This window comes from Arthrobacter sp. M71 S08 (genome assembly GCF_059089725.1).
In genome coordinates this window covers 240,320-256,155 of record NZ_JBNHEY010000001.1, presented here as the reverse complement: position 1 = coordinate 256,155, position 15,836 = coordinate 240,320, and the positions used below count along the sequence as shown (strand labels likewise).

Annotated in this window: 15 protein-coding genes; 7 read left to right on the top strand and 8 right to left on the bottom strand. The window is 62.9% G+C overall.

The window, feature by feature from the left end:
- Positions 1–163 precede the first annotated feature (163 nt).
- Positions 164–2,623, top strand: a complete 2,460-nt coding sequence (locus AC5RTB_RS01245; protein WP_494059252.1) for a sigma-70 family RNA polymerase sigma factor — start codon at positions 164–166, stop codon at positions 2,621–2,623.
- Here AC5RTB_RS01245 and AC5RTB_RS01240 read toward each other — a convergent pair.
- On the bottom strand, positions 2,618–3,277 hold the full coding sequence (locus AC5RTB_RS01240) for an NUDIX hydrolase (protein ID WP_494059251.1): 660 nt from the start codon (positions 3,275–3,277) through the stop codon (positions 2,618–2,620). The genes AC5RTB_RS01245 and AC5RTB_RS01240 overlap by 6 nt on opposite strands.
- A 114-nt stretch (positions 3,278–3,391) precedes the next feature.
- On the opposite strand from AC5RTB_RS01240, the gene AC5RTB_RS01235 reads away from it, so the two are divergent.
- From AC5RTB_RS01235 to AC5RTB_RS01225, 3 genes are all read left to right on the top strand, one after another.
- Positions 3,392–4,255: an ARPP-1 family domain-containing protein gene (locus AC5RTB_RS01235; protein ID WP_494059250.1), complete on the top strand. Its 864-nt coding sequence runs from the start codon at positions 3,392–3,394 to the stop codon at positions 4,253–4,255.
- 50 nt (positions 4,256–4,305) lie between these two features.
- Positions 4,306–5,787, top strand: coding sequence for an ADP-ribosylglycohydrolase family protein (locus AC5RTB_RS01230; RefSeq protein WP_494059249.1), 1,482 nt, complete (start codon positions 4,306–4,308; stop codon positions 5,785–5,787).
- Positions 5,788–6,011: 224 nt separating this feature from the next.
- A complete protein-coding gene (locus tag AC5RTB_RS01225; protein WP_494059248.1) occupies positions 6,012–7,340 on the top strand; it encodes a hypothetical protein in 1,329 nt (442 codons plus the stop codon).
- An 84-nt stretch (positions 7,341–7,424) separates the two neighbouring features.
- Here AC5RTB_RS01225 and AC5RTB_RS01220 read toward each other — a convergent pair whose 3' ends face one another.
- Both AC5RTB_RS01220 and AC5RTB_RS01215 read right to left on the bottom strand, forming a co-directional pair.
- Positions 7,425–8,258, bottom strand: coding sequence for a PHP domain-containing protein (locus AC5RTB_RS01220; RefSeq protein ID WP_494059247.1), 834 nt, complete (start codon positions 8,256–8,258; stop codon positions 7,425–7,427).
- 51 nt (positions 8,259–8,309) lie between these two features.
- A complete protein-coding gene (locus AC5RTB_RS01215) occupies positions 8,310–8,825 on the bottom strand; it encodes a hypothetical protein (RefSeq protein ID WP_494059246.1) in 516 nt (171 codons plus the stop codon).
- Positions 8,826–9,047: 222 nt separating this feature from the next.
- On the opposite strand from AC5RTB_RS01215, the gene AC5RTB_RS01210 reads away from it, so the two are divergent.
- The 3 genes from AC5RTB_RS01210 (at position 9,048) to AC5RTB_RS01200 (ending at position 10,685) form a co-directional block, all read left to right on the top strand.
- Positions 9,048–9,488, top strand: a complete 441-nt coding sequence (locus AC5RTB_RS01210; RefSeq protein ID WP_494059245.1) for an HD domain-containing protein — start codon at positions 9,048–9,050, stop codon at positions 9,486–9,488.
- Positions 9,489–9,576: 88 nt separating this feature from the next.
- Entirely contained in the window at positions 9,577–10,113 is a 537-nt protein-coding gene (locus AC5RTB_RS01205; RefSeq protein ID WP_494059244.1) for a hypothetical protein, read from the top strand.
- Between the two features lie 2 nt (positions 10,114–10,115).
- Positions 10,116–10,685 (top strand): hypothetical protein, encoded by a 570-nt coding sequence (locus tag AC5RTB_RS01200; protein WP_494059243.1) that lies wholly within the window; start codon positions 10,116–10,118, stop codon positions 10,683–10,685.
- A gap of 76 nt (positions 10,686–10,761) precedes the next feature.
- Here AC5RTB_RS01200 and AC5RTB_RS01195 read toward each other — a convergent pair whose 3' ends face one another.
- From AC5RTB_RS01195 to AC5RTB_RS01175, 5 genes are all read right to left on the bottom strand, one after another.
- The gene (locus AC5RTB_RS01195) at positions 10,762–11,895 is read right to left on the bottom strand and encodes a Gfo/Idh/MocA family protein (protein ID WP_494059743.1); all 1,134 of its coding nucleotides are present in this window, start codon (positions 11,893–11,895) and stop codon (positions 10,762–10,764) included.
- Positions 11,895–12,671: a ThuA domain-containing protein gene (locus AC5RTB_RS01190; RefSeq protein WP_494059242.1), complete on the bottom strand. Its 777-nt coding sequence runs from the start codon at positions 12,669–12,671 to the stop codon at positions 11,895–11,897. Before AC5RTB_RS01190 ends, AC5RTB_RS01195 begins: the two co-directional genes overlap by 1 nt.
- A gap of 26 nt (positions 12,672–12,697) precedes the next feature.
- On the bottom strand, positions 12,698–13,450 hold the full coding sequence (locus AC5RTB_RS01185) for a carbohydrate ABC transporter permease (RefSeq protein ID WP_494059742.1): 753 nt from the start codon (positions 13,448–13,450) through the stop codon (positions 12,698–12,700).
- A 121-nt stretch (positions 13,451–13,571) separates the two neighbouring features.
- The gene (locus AC5RTB_RS01180; protein ID WP_494059241.1) at positions 13,572–14,528 is read right to left on the bottom strand and encodes a carbohydrate ABC transporter permease; all 957 of its coding nucleotides are present in this window, start codon (positions 14,526–14,528) and stop codon (positions 13,572–13,574) included.
- Positions 14,529–14,579: 51 nt separating this feature from the next.
- Entirely contained in the window at positions 14,580–15,809 is a 1,230-nt protein-coding gene (locus tag AC5RTB_RS01175) for a sugar ABC transporter substrate-binding protein (protein WP_494059240.1), read from the bottom strand.
- Positions 15,810–15,836: the final 27 nt, after the last annotated feature.

The window sequence follows — 15,836 nt, the reverse complement described above, 5'->3', positions numbered from 1 at the left end:
GGCGTATCCGTCGTCTGTGCTCAAGGTAAACACGCCCCGTGGGGAAGGAGAGTACAGCGAAAAAAACAAAATTTCGCAAACCCTGCACTAATCCCCAAGGAAAACGTCAGAGGCGTCACATAGCCTCAGACCATCTCGTACAGCAACTCATTTGGGGGATGACATGACGCTTCTGGCTGACGCCGCGGATACAGGACTCTCAGGGCAAGTGACCGGTGCCATACCGACCGCGATCCCGACATCCTACGACTACGCCTTTCTGTATCCGTGGCAACAAGAAGCGCTGAAGTCCTGGCATCACAATGCTCGCCGGGGTGTCGTGGAAGCGGTCACCGGCTCTGGCAAGACGAGAGTGGGCGTGGCCGCTGCCTTCGAAGCGGTGCGCCAAGGCATCAAAGTGCTGATCCTCGTGCCGACAGCCGAGCTGCAGCGCCAGTGGCTTGAGTCGCTGAAGCGGGATCTCCCCAGGGCAACGCGCGGTGCGCTTGGCGGCGGTCGCACCGACTCGCTCGACAATGTCGACATCCTCGTGGCCATCGTGCACTCCGCTTCAAACCGTCAGACGCTTCGAAGCCACAAAGCCGGACTCATCATCGCCGATGAGTGCCATCGGTACGCTGCCCCCATGTTCACCGGCGCATTGCAGGAACAATATGCCTGGCGTCTCGGGCTCACCGCTACTTACGAACGAAGCGACGGGGAGCATGAGAACGCACTCACCCCATACTTCGGTGGTGTCATTTACACCCTCTGGTATGACAGGGCGCTGAAGGACCAGGTGATCGCACCGTTTGACATCGCTCTGGTTGGCGTGCAGCTCACGGACGGCGAGCAGGTGCAATACGCAGATTACTCCGAGGTCCTGCTCGAGACCGGACGCAACCTTGAGAACTACGCGGGCATTCCTCGTCGACCGTTCGCACACTTCATCGCAGCCGTCAGCGCCCTTGCGGGATCCGATTCCGCAAGTAGGGAGGCCATGCTGGCCCGGAAGTACGTGCGGGCGATGGCATCACGGTTGACCTTGCTGGCCGACGCGAAGAAAAAGTACCACGCGCTCGCCGCGCTCAAGGGAACCGTGGACGGTTCCCGCGGCACCCTTGTCTTCACGCAGACACAGGATTCCGCGCGCCGTGCGGAGGCTCTCTACACCGCGATGGGGTCTCGTGCTTCAGCGATTTTCAGCGGTATGGCCAGAGAGGAGCGCAAGCAGGGGATGGACGATTTCCGCAGCGGGGCCTCCCAGATTCTCGCGGCTCCACGCTTGCTCGATGAAGGTATCGATGTACCCGAGGCGGATCTGGGCATCATCGTGGCGGCAAACCGCAGCCAGCGGCAGATGGTGCAGCGTCTGGGACGTGTCATCCGCAAAAAGGACGACGGCCGCGTGGGTCGGCTGGTTGTTCTCTACTCGAAGGGCACCGTCGAAGACCCGGATGTGCAGGGCGAGGAATTCCTGGGACGCGTCCTACCGTTCGCACGAAACGTCGAATTCTTCGATATCGAGCAGGATCTAGCGCGAATCGAGGAGTACCTGCGCTACCCGGAGTTGCCGGTGAAGAATCCGGTGGTGCCGCCCGCGCCAGAATCTCCTGATGACTCCAGCGATCAGGACGCCGAGAAAATTGAGGACGAGGTTCCGGATGAGACCGCCCCGAGCACCTTCGATTGGGACGACGACGAAGAGTGGGAGGAGCAACTCGCGGGTTTTGAAGGGCTAACCGACGACGCCGTGAGGGATTATTTGCGCAGAATTGGCCGCTATGAGCTGCTGACTGCGGAGCAGGAAGTCGAGTTCGCGCAGGACATCGAGGCGGGGCTTTTCGCGCAGCACCTTCTGGAGAACGGTAGGGAGTGGTCTCGCCGGGAGACCCGGGAAATGAGAGCCATCGTGCGTAAGGGGCACCAAGCGATGGAGGCATTGTTGAACTCAAATCTCCGCCTCGTAGTCTCATTGGCCAAACGTTATACAAACAAGGGTCTGGAGTTCCTCGATGTGATCCAGGAAGGCAACCTGGGACTCTACAGAGCGGTTCAGAAGTTCGACTACACCAAGGGCTTCAAGTTCTCGACCTACGCGACGTGGTGGATTCGGCAGGCCATCACAAGAGGTCTGGCGGATCGGGGGCGCCCGATACGCCTTCCAGTACATGTCGTCGAACAGATCCAGAAAATATGGTCTGCGCAAGCGGAAAACGACGAGACCTCGCAGCTGGGCGTCGACCGACTTGCTGCGGTGACCAACAATACGGTGGAGAAGGTCGAATATCTTCTCTCTCTGCAGAAGCCGCTTTTCTCCCTCGATCTGCACGTCCCTGATGGCCGGGGCGGTACTGAGCCACTATCGGAGCAGCTCTTCGACCCACTGGACACGCCGCCCCTCGAAAAAGTCAGCTTCGTTCTGCTGCAGGAACAGCTGCACTCGGTACTCGACACATTGCCAGAACGCGAGGCGGGCGTGATCGCGATGCGATTCGGCCTGACAGATGGCGAGGAAAAGACACTGGACGCCATCGGGAAGGTTTACGGCGTGACGCGGGAGCGCATCCGCCAGATCGAGTCGAAGACCATGAGTCAACTGAGGCATCCCTCCAGGTCTCAGGTCCTCCGCGATTACCTATAAACCCTTACGGAATAGTCGCGACGGCCGGCCGCGACCGCCGTCGGACATGTCGCCTGTCTCCTTGAGCTGCGGCTCCATCAGCCGGCGGAAGGTATCGCGCTGCAGGGGCTCCCCCGCGACGATCTCGTGCATGAGCCTGAGCTCGCGCAGTGTGAACGGCTCTCTCATCAATCCACCTGGATCGGGGTGCTCGGCGTAGGCGGTCCGAACGAACTCAAGCGCCTTGGCGAGGATGATCGGGTGGTCAAACGGCAGCTCGGGTTTTCCGGCCATTAGGTCCTCAAATGGTACGAGTCGTACCGCGTCGCTCTGCAGTGCGTCGGCGAGCTTCCGCTCCGGGACGAAGTCAACGTGCGCCACCGACAACACCCACCCTCGGGGATCACGTTTCGGATCGTCGAACACATGCAGCTGCCGCGGAGTGCGGCCGCTTATGCCCGCCTTGTTCCGAAGGGAGCGCAACACCGCATCAGCCAGCGTCTCCCCAGGATGCAGGAAGGCGCCGGGCAACGCCCAGCCGGAGTTTGACACCGAGGTTCCCACCAACAAGGCGCACAGCCGGCCCTCGGAAATGCTGAGTACCGCAGTATCCACAGCGACCGAAGGGCGAGGGTACTGCTCAAGGGCACTGCCGGCGTCGTTCGCTGAAGTCATGCGACCATTTTGCGCACACTTGCGCTAATCATCCAAATGGGCCTAGTCTTAATTTAGCGCAAATATGCGCAATATCGACAGAGCGACTGCCCCGGCAGCCGGATCGGAGGCACCATGAAAATCAGCCAGCTACATGTAGGCAGCGGCCATCAGGTCGGGCCCCTCACGCTCTTCCCCGTCTGGTGCGAGGGTCCGGCCGTCGTCAGCCTTACGACCGGCGCTGCAGCGAACCTGTCCGTGACCGAGCTCCCCGGCGGTCCGCAGGTCGCCAAACTCCTGGTCACAAACCGGAACACCAAACCGGCGCTCCTCCTCGAGGGCGAGCTGCTTGAGGGCGGCCACCAGCACCGGGTCTGCGCACGGGACGTCATTCTCGCTCCCGGCGAGACCCGGGAAGTTGACACCCTCTGCGTTGAGCAGGGCCGGTGGGGTGGGGCGAGCGCGCATGGCCATTCCGGCCGCCGCGCACCGCTGAACGTGCGCGCCGAACTGAACCGGACGCACTCCGGCGGCGCCGTCCAGCAGCGGGTGTGGTCGAGGGTCGGCCGCTTCCAGGGGGTGAACACCGTCTCCGCGACCGGCTCGCTCGTCGAGCATCTCGACGCAGGCGCCGGACGTGCTTTCGATGCCACAGCGTTGCCGAGGCCGATCGACGGGCAGCGCAGCGTCGTCGTCGGTTTCGGTGGGAAGGCGCTCATGATCGAGCTGTTCGGGAGCCACCGGCTTTTTGTGCAGCACTACCGCGCACTGGTGGAAGCGGCGATGCTGGACATCCAGCTCACCGCCTCGAGCCTGCCGCACGTGCTGACACCCGCGCAGTCCGCGAGGGATCTTGCGGTGCGGGTGATGGAGCTCGGCCTGTCGCGCGACGGCGGTCCGGTCTCCGTCAACGGCGTCACGTACAAGACGCCCGGGCACGAGCCGGTCCTCGCGCATCTCACCGGCTGGGATGCACGCCATCCCATCATGGGCGGCTGAAAACGTCAGAGCCACCTGCTAGAACATTTCACAACCCTTTTGGAGGCCCCATGAACCTTGATTCTCTTCAGAGCGACCGCGCCGCAGGCGTCCTGGTTGCGCTTGCCGCCGGCGATGCGCTCGGCGCCGGCTACGAGTTCGGTGTGCCCCTGCCCGACGACGCCCTGGTCACCATGAAGGGCGGCGGACCCTTCGGGTTCGCTCCTGCGGAGTGGACCGACGACACTTCCATGGCCATTGCGGTCGCTGAAGCGATGCTCGATTCGGCGGATGATGGTCGGGATCCGGTTGGTGAAGCGAGCCTCTCTGCAATGGTTCAGCGCTGGGTTAAGTGGGCACGGACGAGCAAGGACGTTGGTGCGCAGACGAGCAGCGTGCTTTCGTCGGTAGTTGGGATGCTGCGTGGCCAGCCAGGGCTGTCCGCGGCGGACGCTGCTTTCGCCGCCGCATCGGAGCTCCACCAGCGTCACGGCCGGTCTGGTGGCAACGGGTCCCTGATGCGCACCGGGCCGGTGGCACTCTGCTATCTCGAGGCGGAGCCCAGCGTCCTTTTTGATGCGGCCGTCAACGTCAGTGCGCTGACCCATTACGATCCCGACGCCGGGGAGGCGTGTGCGCTGTGGTCGCTCGCCATCCGCCATGCGGTGCTCACTGGTGAGCTGGACGTCCGCGTGGGGCTGAACCTTCTTCCGTCGGAGAGGGCCGATCTCTGGCTTAATCGTATTGAGGAAGCCGAGCGATCACTCCCCCGCGACTTCGACAAGAACGGATGGGTGGTGCAGGCATTCCAGGGTGCGTGGAGTGCCATCGTTTCCACCGCAGACTTCGCCGCCAGCCCTGCCCATCTGCGTGCGGCACTGGAGGCCTGTGTTCGGGGTGGACGTGACACGGATACAGTGGCGGCGATTGCGGGCGGGCTCCTGGGTGCGGCGTACGGGTATTCCGCCATCCCGTTCGAGTGGCGCCGTTGGTTGCACGGGTGGCCCGGCTACCGCGCCGGGGATCTGATGCGGATAGCGGCGAAACTCGCCCGTGGCCGAGGCCGCACCCCGGGTGCTTGGCCCGATCTCGAGCGGTTCGACAACTCGGGCTATATCGCCGACGACCAGACGGACGTCGTCGTGCATGCTCTGGATGACGGCGTGCTGCTGGGTGGTGCGCCGGCTCTTTCACGGGACGACTACGACGCTGTTGTGTCGCTGTCCCGGGTCGGGACGGTGGATGGTGCGCGGGTGCCGGCGGAGGACCGCGCGAGCTTCTGGCTGCTGGATTCTGCCGGGCCGGGCGCGAACGCTCATGTGGAGTTCGTGCTACAGGACGCTGCGGAGGCTGTCCGACAGTTCCGTTCGGAGGGTAAGCGGGTGCTGCTGCACTGTGTGCGGATGGAGAGCCGAACGCCGACAGTCGCGGCGCTCTATGGGTCGAGGGTGTCTGGGCTGACGCCGCTTGAGTCGTTGGAGCGGGTGCGCGAGGTGCTGCCGAGCGCGCGGCCGAATGAGGCTTTCATGGAGGTGCTCACTCGGGAACCATGACTCGCCTCTGCGAGCTCCGTCAGCCCGGTTGATGCAGCTATACACGTATCATTTTGACCAATTGCGCTTACGCGACCTTCTCTAGATATTCGAAACCCTGGAGCACATATGCAGGAGATGGCAGGACCCGCACTTCCTCCATGGGAGGCAGTTGTCGAAGATGCATATCGGCGTGGTGATCCGTTGCTGCTGCTTGGGCAGAGCTAGAGAAACACGAAGCTCTGGTGCAGAAACTGCTTGGATCGGAAATTGCGCTGGCAGATGTTCCTAAGGTACTGCGCGCTCTCACGGACAACAGCATCGACGACGATATCGCCGCCGAGCTTCTATGGACTCCTGGTGCTCCGGATAGTCGCATTCTGGCCGATCACAACGCGCCTCAAGGACCTCGGCTCAGCGACAAACTGAGCCTTCTCTATTTTGCGGGTAGTCATCACGAAGTGACGGCCGACTACGAGCTGGCATTGGGCAAAATGTCTCTAACTTGCATTCAGGAGTTGAGGGACCTCCTTTATGAGGGGTTCCCGTACCGTAGAACTGCTGAAATGCTCGCGACTATTGAGACGACCGCACTGGCAATTCGCGCCGACCGCGAATTGAGCCTTACACCCGCAGAATATGAGACTGCCGCTAAGGAATTCGCTCGGCGAAATGGCAAAGTAGGCGTCGACGTCGACCGACCTTGGCCGGTGCCGGTCGAATTACTTCGATCTCGGCTAGGTAAAGGGTTCTGGGAAGATGCTTTGAGGGCCGGGGGGCTTGCCGCCCCACGGGTCGACCAACACTTCACGGAGGAGGAATGCTTCGATGCCCTTGACCGTTTCACGGATACCGATCTTGATTTCGATCTAGTCGGTTTTGATTCGTGGGTTACTGGTGAAATCGCTATGGGTCACGAACGGCCCTCCGTGCTCGCCCTGATTAGACAGTACGGCTCATGGGAGGAGGCACTCGGTCGCATCCTTCCTAACGATGAAGAAGGGGAAGAATACGAGTACGGGGAACCCGATGACCACACATATCATTGGGGCTTTCCATTCGGAATGGAGGACGCCAGCCTCGCTGCTAATGAAAAACGATCGCGTGAAGACGCCGACCGGTGGCATCGTGCAGCTAGTTTGGTAGCCCAAGTGCTAGCAGCGCTACCGCAGTGCGAAACACTTCATGTTGCATACGTGCCGCCCAAGGACGAATGGGAGTTGCAAGCGACATTGCGAGCGGACGAAGGCATGCTGCATTGCCGCATACAAGGTCGAGGTGGATTGCTCACGCCTATCCTGGAGAGAAATGGATGGACCGCCGATGCCGCTGGCAGTACATCCTGGGAGCAGAAGGTCGCCGATCCAGACGAAGCCGCCCGGCGCACCCTGAACGGGTTCAGAGTGAGACTGTTCGGCGGGGATGTTGACCATCTAGGTTGGTGGGTCGGCGAAGAAGGGCCCAAGTTCGCCCATGGTGTCGCAATCACAGTCAGAGACGCTCTTGGCGGAAGCTTCCAGACCCTGCGCAATGCATCCGGTCCCGGCGAAACCACACAGTGCTTCACCGAGTGACGGACACGAAGCACGGAGGCCATTGCCTCCTCGAATCGCGTTGAAGCGGACCGCTGAGTGCGGGACGAGCGCCGGGTGCGTTGCCTAGCGGCCGTCGAAATTGGACCCGAGCAGGTTTTGCGCGACCTCTGGATCGGTCAGGTTACAGGCGAGATCGTGGTCAATTTTGTTCCTACCGTGGTAGTCACTCGATCCGGTTACGGCGAGACCCAAATTCTTCGCGATCGACCGCAGCTCGGCGCGTACCTCGGAGTTGTGCTTTTGGTGGTCTACCTCGATCCCGTTGAGGCCCGCCGCAGCGAGGGCCGCGAAACCGGCCTCAGTGACGCCGGGACCCCGCCTTTCGTCCCGCGGATGCGCAATGACGGACACGCCTCCCGCATCCCGGATCGCGGCGATCGCTTCTTCAATCGCGGGACGGTATCGCTGGATGTATACCGGGCCTCCTTCATTGAGGTAGAGCTCAAACGCGTCGTCCTCGGTCACGACATGCCCGGCCCGCACCATGCCGGCGGCAATGTGTTTCCGGCTCGGGGTTCCACCGGCCAGTCCGTTGACGTAGTCGCGGTCCACCGGCTTCCCGATCTCTTCCAGTCTGCGGAAAAGGTCCGGCACGCGGTTTTTACGCGACGTGTCGCCTCGCTGAAGGATTTCTGCGATAGCAGTATGCCCCGCGGAGAAGTTGTAACCGAGGAGGTGCTGTCCGCGGCCCTCGTTGGTCGTAGAGAACTCAGTGCCGCGCACCACCTTGATATTCAGCCGATTCCCAGCGTCGACTGCATCGTCCCACCCCGCGACAATGTCGTGGTCAGTCAAGGCGACGACATCGAGGCGGGCTGCGGCAGCCTGTTCGACAAGTTCGGCGGGTGTGTCCGTACCGTCGCTCAGCAGAGAGTGCGTGTGCAGATCTATTCGCATGTTTTCGTCACTTTCATTGTAGTTTTCGATGCCTGAATTGATTGGAGGGCGTCACCCATAGACGTGCAGCGCCGCTCCGTAGCCGAGCGGCACTCCGTGACCTCTGAGCCAGGAATCCAGCACTTCCGTGACGCCCGCAAAGGTGAGCCGCTGCGACGGTGCGGGGCCTCCATACGGGACGTTGCCGTCGTCGTCCGCTTCCAGCCCCAGGCCGATCCGCCAGTTGTGGACCACCGCGCCGTCCTGATGCGCCACCTCCACGTGATAGCCGCGCCCCACATTCATGACCTGCGCGTATCGTCCCACAGGAAGGTAGTCGAGGTTCTTCGACTGGATGATCAGCCAGTCACCATCCGTGGAGATTAGCTGGACCAGGCCGACCACCTGGTCCCGCGACTCAAGGTCCCGCCAGTCAGTGCAGCGGCCGTTCAGGCTGACGCTCCACTCGAATGCATCCTCAGGTGATGGGCGGAGGAGCAAGTCAAGAGCGGTTCCTTCGACGGGCATCCCACCCAAATGCGTTGGCATGTTCTCAATGGTCTGCGGGGCGGTATGAGTTTCCAGCATGGCGGGCACCTTTCCTGCGGTTCGGCCTCACCATCATCATGTCGCCCGGCACCGACATTTCTGGATGTGCCGGTGACCTGGGCTGTCCGTCCGCCTGCGCTTCGGCTACTCCGGGAAATGTGGGTGCCGGCTAGTAGCCTGCAGATGTCGGAGGCGTTGGGCTTGTGAACCGGAGCCGGAGTTGCCGCCGTTCTGGATCAGCATCGAGCGAAAGGACCCGCCATGAGCACTCAGAGCCTGACTCCCGAGGTCGCCGCCGCGAAGGCGATCGCCACGATCGCGCATCGTGGGCAGACGGATCGGATTGGGGTCGCCTACATTGAGCATCCGCGGAGGGTTGCGGCAAGGTTGTCGGACCCCCGCGAAGCGGCCGCTGCCTGGCTGCATGACGTCATCGAGGACTGCGATATCAGCGCGCAGGATCTGCTCGATGCCGGCATCAGCCAGGACGTGGTGGACGCCGTCGTGCTTCTCACCCGCACCGGAGATGTCGGCAAGGAGGACTACTACAGGGCCATCCGGGAAAACCCGATCGCCCTCGCTGTGAAACTGGCTGACATCGCGGACAACACTGACGAGACGCGCACTCGCCAGCTGGACCCCGCGGACCGTGAAAAGTTCGCCAAGAAATACCGGGAGGCGCTCGAAGTGCTTCAAGGATGACGTTGCGGATCCACCACCGTATGGCTCCCGCCCTCCGGAATGTCACAGCTGGCTGCTAGACCTAGCCTCATCAGTCAAAGGAGCAGCCATGGACAACTACACCGAGTTCATCCAGCGCCTCGACGCGGCCTCCTCCAAACTCCAGCGCCGGCGAAGTTCAGTGGCCACGAGTCTCGAGGTGCTGACCTGGATGTACACCAGGCACATCACCGGCCTCCAGCAGTGGGAACGGCGTCGAGCGCTCGTCACGCAGAAGCTTGACGGGCACGCCGGCACGCCGGGTGCGTACAAGTCCCTCAGCGACCTGCAGGACGTCGCACGAAACATGGAGTCCATGTTCCGAAAGCGCACCGAACGGATCGATGAGCGCCTCGCCGTCGTACAGCAACGCTGCAGTGAGATCGACCGCTCCCTCCGGGAACTGGAACGCAGCAGGCTGAAGCTGGAATCGTCTCGGATGCTCCATATCGACCGTGAGAATCTTCGCAAGGCGATGACCGATCTAGCCGGCACACCGGACGCGTCCATCAGCGAAGCCCAGGATCCGTCGCTGCGAGATGAACTCGGGGACGCCCGTGAAGCCATCGCACTGGCGGAAGCCCTACTCGAACTGAAGGAGGACTGACCATGCAACAAGCGAACTCCGAGCAGCGAATCCTCGCCTCGTTCACCTCGGAACAGTGGAACGGTCGACCCGGCAAGGGCGGCTGCAGCATGTTCATCGGCTCAGTCATCCTCGGATACATCCTCGCGGCCATCCTGGCGATTTTCATACCACCACTGAGGGACGCATCCGCTGCCACCGTGTTGGCGTTCATCGTCGGCATCGTCATCACCTGGGCGGGGATCGGTTCCGGCGCATCTCTGCAGAAGGCATTCCTGCACAACCTGCTGGACAAGATTAACGACACCGTCCTGGGCATTACCGGAAACCCGAATGACCGCCTGTCCACGTCAGATTTGCGTTCCTTGGTCCAGCGGCAGCGCTCCCGTCCGCTCCTCGTCAACGGCGTTCCCGGTGTTGAGCTCCGGGCTGTCCAGTCGAAAGCGCCCGGTCCCACCCGCACGGTCCAGGTCAAAGGAAAGCCTGCTCAATACCAAACCGAGCCGATCGTGACCACCACGATCCTTATCGAAATGACGGCGCCGGACCTAGGTCTGTCCAGCTTCGACCGACTGCTTGAAGCGAACGAGTAGGACGGCAATTAAGTACCTGGCCGAGAACGCCGTGGGACGGCATCGAAACGGTGCCGCCCCTCTTCCTTCCTCGGAATCAAGCCTTGCTATCGAGTGATACCCGCTCCCCCGCGTGCGCCCGCACTGCACCCCAGCCCTCCAGCACCGCCCGCACGTCCATACGCCGCTCCGATGCCACCGCAATCCGGTACGCGTCCTCCACGACGTCGTCGATCAGCACCCGCTCGCCGGTTGACGCCGACTGCACCGCCGCCTCCACCATCGCCAGGCTCAACACGTTCGAGTGCACCTCCCCCGACGGCACCTCCCCCGACCGCAACGCCGACACAAACTCAGCCAGTGCCCCGGCAATCTCCTCCTCATGCGACACCGGCGGAACCGAAGCTGCACCGGACACTAGCTCGACCATGGGTGAACCAGCACCGTCCCACGCCGCAGTCCCGCCGGCACCGTTGACCCGCCAGGAACCGTTCCACGAGGTTTCCAGCCCGTCCGCACACCAACTGCCCGTATATACGTACCGGGCACCACCGTTCATCTGGAACACAGCGGTGGCGGCAGGAGCGCCGTCGTACCAGCTCCAGGACGGATTGAACTCCTCGCAATACACCGACACCGGATCCTGATCCAGCAGGAACCGCACCGCATCGAACTGGTGGATCGCCATGTCCACCAGCAGCACATGCGCCATTTCCTCCCGGAACCCGCCAAAGTGCGGGGCCTTGAAGAACTCGGTCGTCACCACACCGACGTCACCCAACTCCCGGGTCAGCTCCTTCAGCTGCGTCAGCCCCTGGAAGTACCGGCGCGACTGGCTGATCATCAACAACTGCCCACTGACCTCCGCCGCAGCCGCCAGCGACAAGCCCTCCGCCACGGTCGGCGCCACCGGTTTCTCACACAGAACCGGCAACCCGGCGAACATCGCCTCCACATTCACGGGATGGTGCGCCGCTGGCACCGTCACATTCACGACGGCGTGAGCACCAGAAGCAGCGGCAACCTCGGATACGGAGGTGCCCAGCACAACATCCCGTAGCCCGAACTCGTCGACCGCGGCCTGCGCGGCACCCAGGTTCAGGTCCACGAGGCCGACCAGTTCGACGTCGTCGTTTGCTTGAAGTGTCTGAATCCAGGCCTTGCCCATTCCGCCGGCACCCACCTGCACCACGCGTAGCGGCCCGGCGGTCTCAACTGTTTTGAAGGTGATCAACTGCTCATCGCTCCCTGGTAGCCGTGGCCGGTGTAGAAGTCCTCGGTCTCGTAGCGCAGCAGGACTGGGTCGGTGCGCTCGGGCCGCAGCGTCTTGGCCCACTCGACGCCGTTGGCGATCACGCGGCGCACGTCCTTGTGGTGGTAGACCGGGTAGTCCTGATCGCCCGGGCTGAAGAAGAAAATCTTCCCGAAGCCGCGCTTGAACGTGCAGCCGCTGCGGAACACCTCACCGCCGCTGAAGGTGCTGAGGAAGATCAGCTCATCCGGCGCGGGAATGTCGAAGAACTCCCCGTACATCTCCTGCTCGGGAATGATGAACGGGTGCGGCACGCCCTGGGCAATCGGGTGCGCCGGGTTCACGGTCCACACGATCTCGCGGTCGCGCTCGGACCGCCACCGCAGCGTGCACGAGGTCCCCATGAGCTTGCCGAAGATCTTCGACCAGTGGCCCGAGTGCAGCACCACCAGCCCCATGCCCGCCAACACGTGGCGGTGGACGCGTTCGACGACGTCGTCCGCCACCTCGCCATGCGCGGCATGCCCCCACCACACCAGTACGTCGGTGTTTTCGAGGACGTCCTCGGTGAGGCCGTGCTCGGGATCATCAAGCGTGGCGGTGCTGACAACAGCCCGCGCCCCGAGGTTCTCCTCGATGCCCTCGCGGATGGTGTTGTGCATGCCGTCGGGGTAGATGGCGCGGACTTCGGGCTGGACCTGCTCGTGGCGGTTCTCGCCCCAGACGAGGACGCGCAGGGTGTCTGTGGTGGTCATGGTTTTCTCACTTTCGTTAGGAACGTTTACTTGACGGCCCCGCCGGTGGCACCGGCCGCAATGTATTTCTGGGCCAGGATCAACAGCACGATCGCCGGCAGGGAGGACAGGACAGCGGTGGCCATGACGGCACTCCAGTTGGACACCTGCGTGCCCAGGTACTGGTAGATGCCCAGCGTCACCGGCCGCACCTCGTCCGTGGTGGTGAGGGTCAGCGCGAACAGGAAATCGCTCCAGGAGAACAGGAACGCGAACAGGCCCGCGGTGATGAGCGAGTTCCGGCTGATCGGCAGCACAATCGAGACGAACGCCCGGACCAGGGCGGCGCCGTCGACCCTGGCGGCCTCCACGATCGACGTCGGAATGCCGATCATGAACGCCCGCATGATGAGGATGACAAACGGAATGGCGTGCGTGGCGTCGGCGAGGATCAGGCCGGGGATGCTGTTGAGCAGCCCGAGGTCGTTGTACGCCGCGTACAGTGCGTTGGCGATCACGATGCCCGGAATCATCTGCGAGATCAGGATTGCCAGAAGTGCGATGTTCACCCAGCGGAACCGGAACTGCGCCAGCGCGTATGCTGCGGGCGCCGCGACGAGCAGGCTGAACACCACCGTCCCCAGCGAGACGATCAGGCTGGTGACGAGGTTCTGTCCCTGCTCGGCGATCGCCTTCCGGTACCCCTCGAAGCTCGGGTTCCACGGGAAGAAGTCCGCCGTCAGCGTGTTGCCGGAGGGCTGCAGCGACGCGTTCACCATCCAGTACACGGGGAACAGCATCACTGCCAGAAACAGGATCCCCAGCGCTGTATAGGTGGCGGAGCGCGTCCGTTGCTTGCCCGCGTTGCGCTGCGCCGGAACGGGCACGACGGCGGTTTCCATAGTGGTCACGGTTGTCCCCTTACTCGTCGACTGCGCGCCGGTTGGCACGAAGGTAGATGACGGCGAACACCAGCGAGATCACGATCAGGATGTTGCTGAACGCGGCACCCACCCCGAACTCGAAGTTCACGAACGACTCCTGGTAGGAACGGATGGACAGCGTCTGCGTCGCATTCGCCGGCCCACCGTTGGTCAGGCCCAGGATGATGTCCAGCACCTTGATGGTGTAGACGACGCCGAGCACCAGCACCACACTGACCACCGGCTTCAGGTTCGGCAGCGTGATGTTCCAGAACGCCTTCCACCCAGTGGCACCGTCCAGCGCGCCCGCCTCGTAGAGCTCGTCCGGGATGTCCTGCAGACCCCCGTAGAGAATGGTCACGTTGAACGGGATGCCCACCCAGATGTTCACCAAAATCACGGCGAGCAGCGCCACCGCCGGGCTGGTCAGCCACGGAACCGGTGACACCCCGAAAATGCCGAGGAACTGGTTGAGGATCCCGGAATCCTGATCGAGGATGGAACGCCAGGTGGCGCTGGAAACAATGAGCGGCAGGAGCCACGGCAGGAGCAGCATCGAGCGCAGGAAGTTGCTCAACGGGAAGCGCCGCTTGAAATAGCACGCGAGCGCCAACCCGATCACGAACTGCCCGGCAATGGACCCGACGGTGAACAGCGCCGTATTGGTCATGGACGGCCAGAACAGGTTGCTGCTGAACACCGCCTGATAGTTCGCGAACCCCACCCAGGGCGCTTCTCCGGTGAAGAAGGTCTTGGTGGTGTACTCCTGCAGGCTCATGATGATGTTCTTGACCACCGGGTAGCCGAAGAACAACACCAGGTAGAGGGCCGCCGGCGCCACGAACAGGAGGCGAGTGATTCCCTCGCGGCCGAGCCGCCGTCGTCGTACTGGTGCTGGTGGTGTGTCCTGACTGCGGGAGGAGGTCGTCGCCGGAGCGCTGTCGATCTGTGTCATGAGAGGCGTCCTTTCCTGCGCATCGCCGTGAGTATCCTGCGCATGTCTGGGCTATCCTGCCGAGGCTTGCTCGAACGCTTCGGCGGGCTCCGCCTTGCCGGTCAGGGCAAGCTGGATGGCGGTATAGATGGTGGTGGCGGCTTCCGGCCAGTCCTCGCCGAGCTGTCCGGTGCGCGAGCGGGCGTTGGCGACCTGCTCGGTGAAGGACTCCATCTCCGGAACCTTGGCGACGTACTCTTCGGCCAACTCGGTCTTGGTGGGCACGGTGTAGCGGGCTTCGGCGAGCGCGAGCTGGTTCTCGTCATTGCTCATGCACTCGACGAACTCGGCCGCCTTGGCCTGCTTGGCGTCGTCGCCGGTGACCGGGACGGTCCAGACCTCGCCGCCGAGCGGTGCAACGGAGGTCTGACCCTCCTCGTTGACGGGGATCTGCACGGAGTCCCACTTCACGTCCGGGTTTTCCTGCAGGCCGGGGATCTGCCAGGGCCCGTTGACCATCATGGCTGCCTTGCCCGCGACGAACTGGTCTTTCACATCGCCCTGCGACCAGTTGATGACTGCCTCGGATGCGGAACCGCTGCCGACGAGGTCCTTCCAGAGCGCGAGCGCTTCGGCCACCTTGGGGCTGGTGAGGTCGGTTTCGTCGCCGCCGTTGGACCACATGAACGGCAGGAACTGCCAGCTGCCCTCATAGGTGGCGACGGCGGAGAACGCGATGCCGTACGTGTCACCCTGCGTGAGCTTCTCGGCCGCGGTCTTGAGCTCGTCCCAGGTCTGGGGCGGTTCGACGCCGGCTGCCTCCAGCAGCTCCGTGTTGTAGAAGATGCCGAGCGTGTTCGCGGTCGGTGCAAGTCCGTAAACCTCACCCTCGTACGTGGCAGCCTCCAGCATGCCCTGCGCGAAGCCGGAGGTGTCGACGTCGTACTGGCTCAGCGGTGACAGCCCGCCGGTGGCGGCGATTTCCTGGACGTCAGGATTGTCGATCATGAGCACGTCCGGCAGGGTCTGCGATGACGCGCGCTGCAGCACCTTCTGGATGAGGTCCTGGCCGGGGACGGTCTCGCGTTCGATGGTGACGCCCAGTTCGGTGGCGCACCGGTCGATGGCCTCCTGGACGAGGGTCTTGTCCGGCTCGTTGTTGTAGTAGTCGACGACGGTGAGGGACTCGACGTCTCCGCCCGGCTCTGCGGCGGCGCCGCCTCCTCCCCCGCACGCGGTCAGCGCGAACGGTGCGATGGCTGCCATCGCGGTGAGCGTTGTGAGTTTCCGGTTGTTTTTCATGGGGCTCCTTTGCCTAGCTGTTCTTGG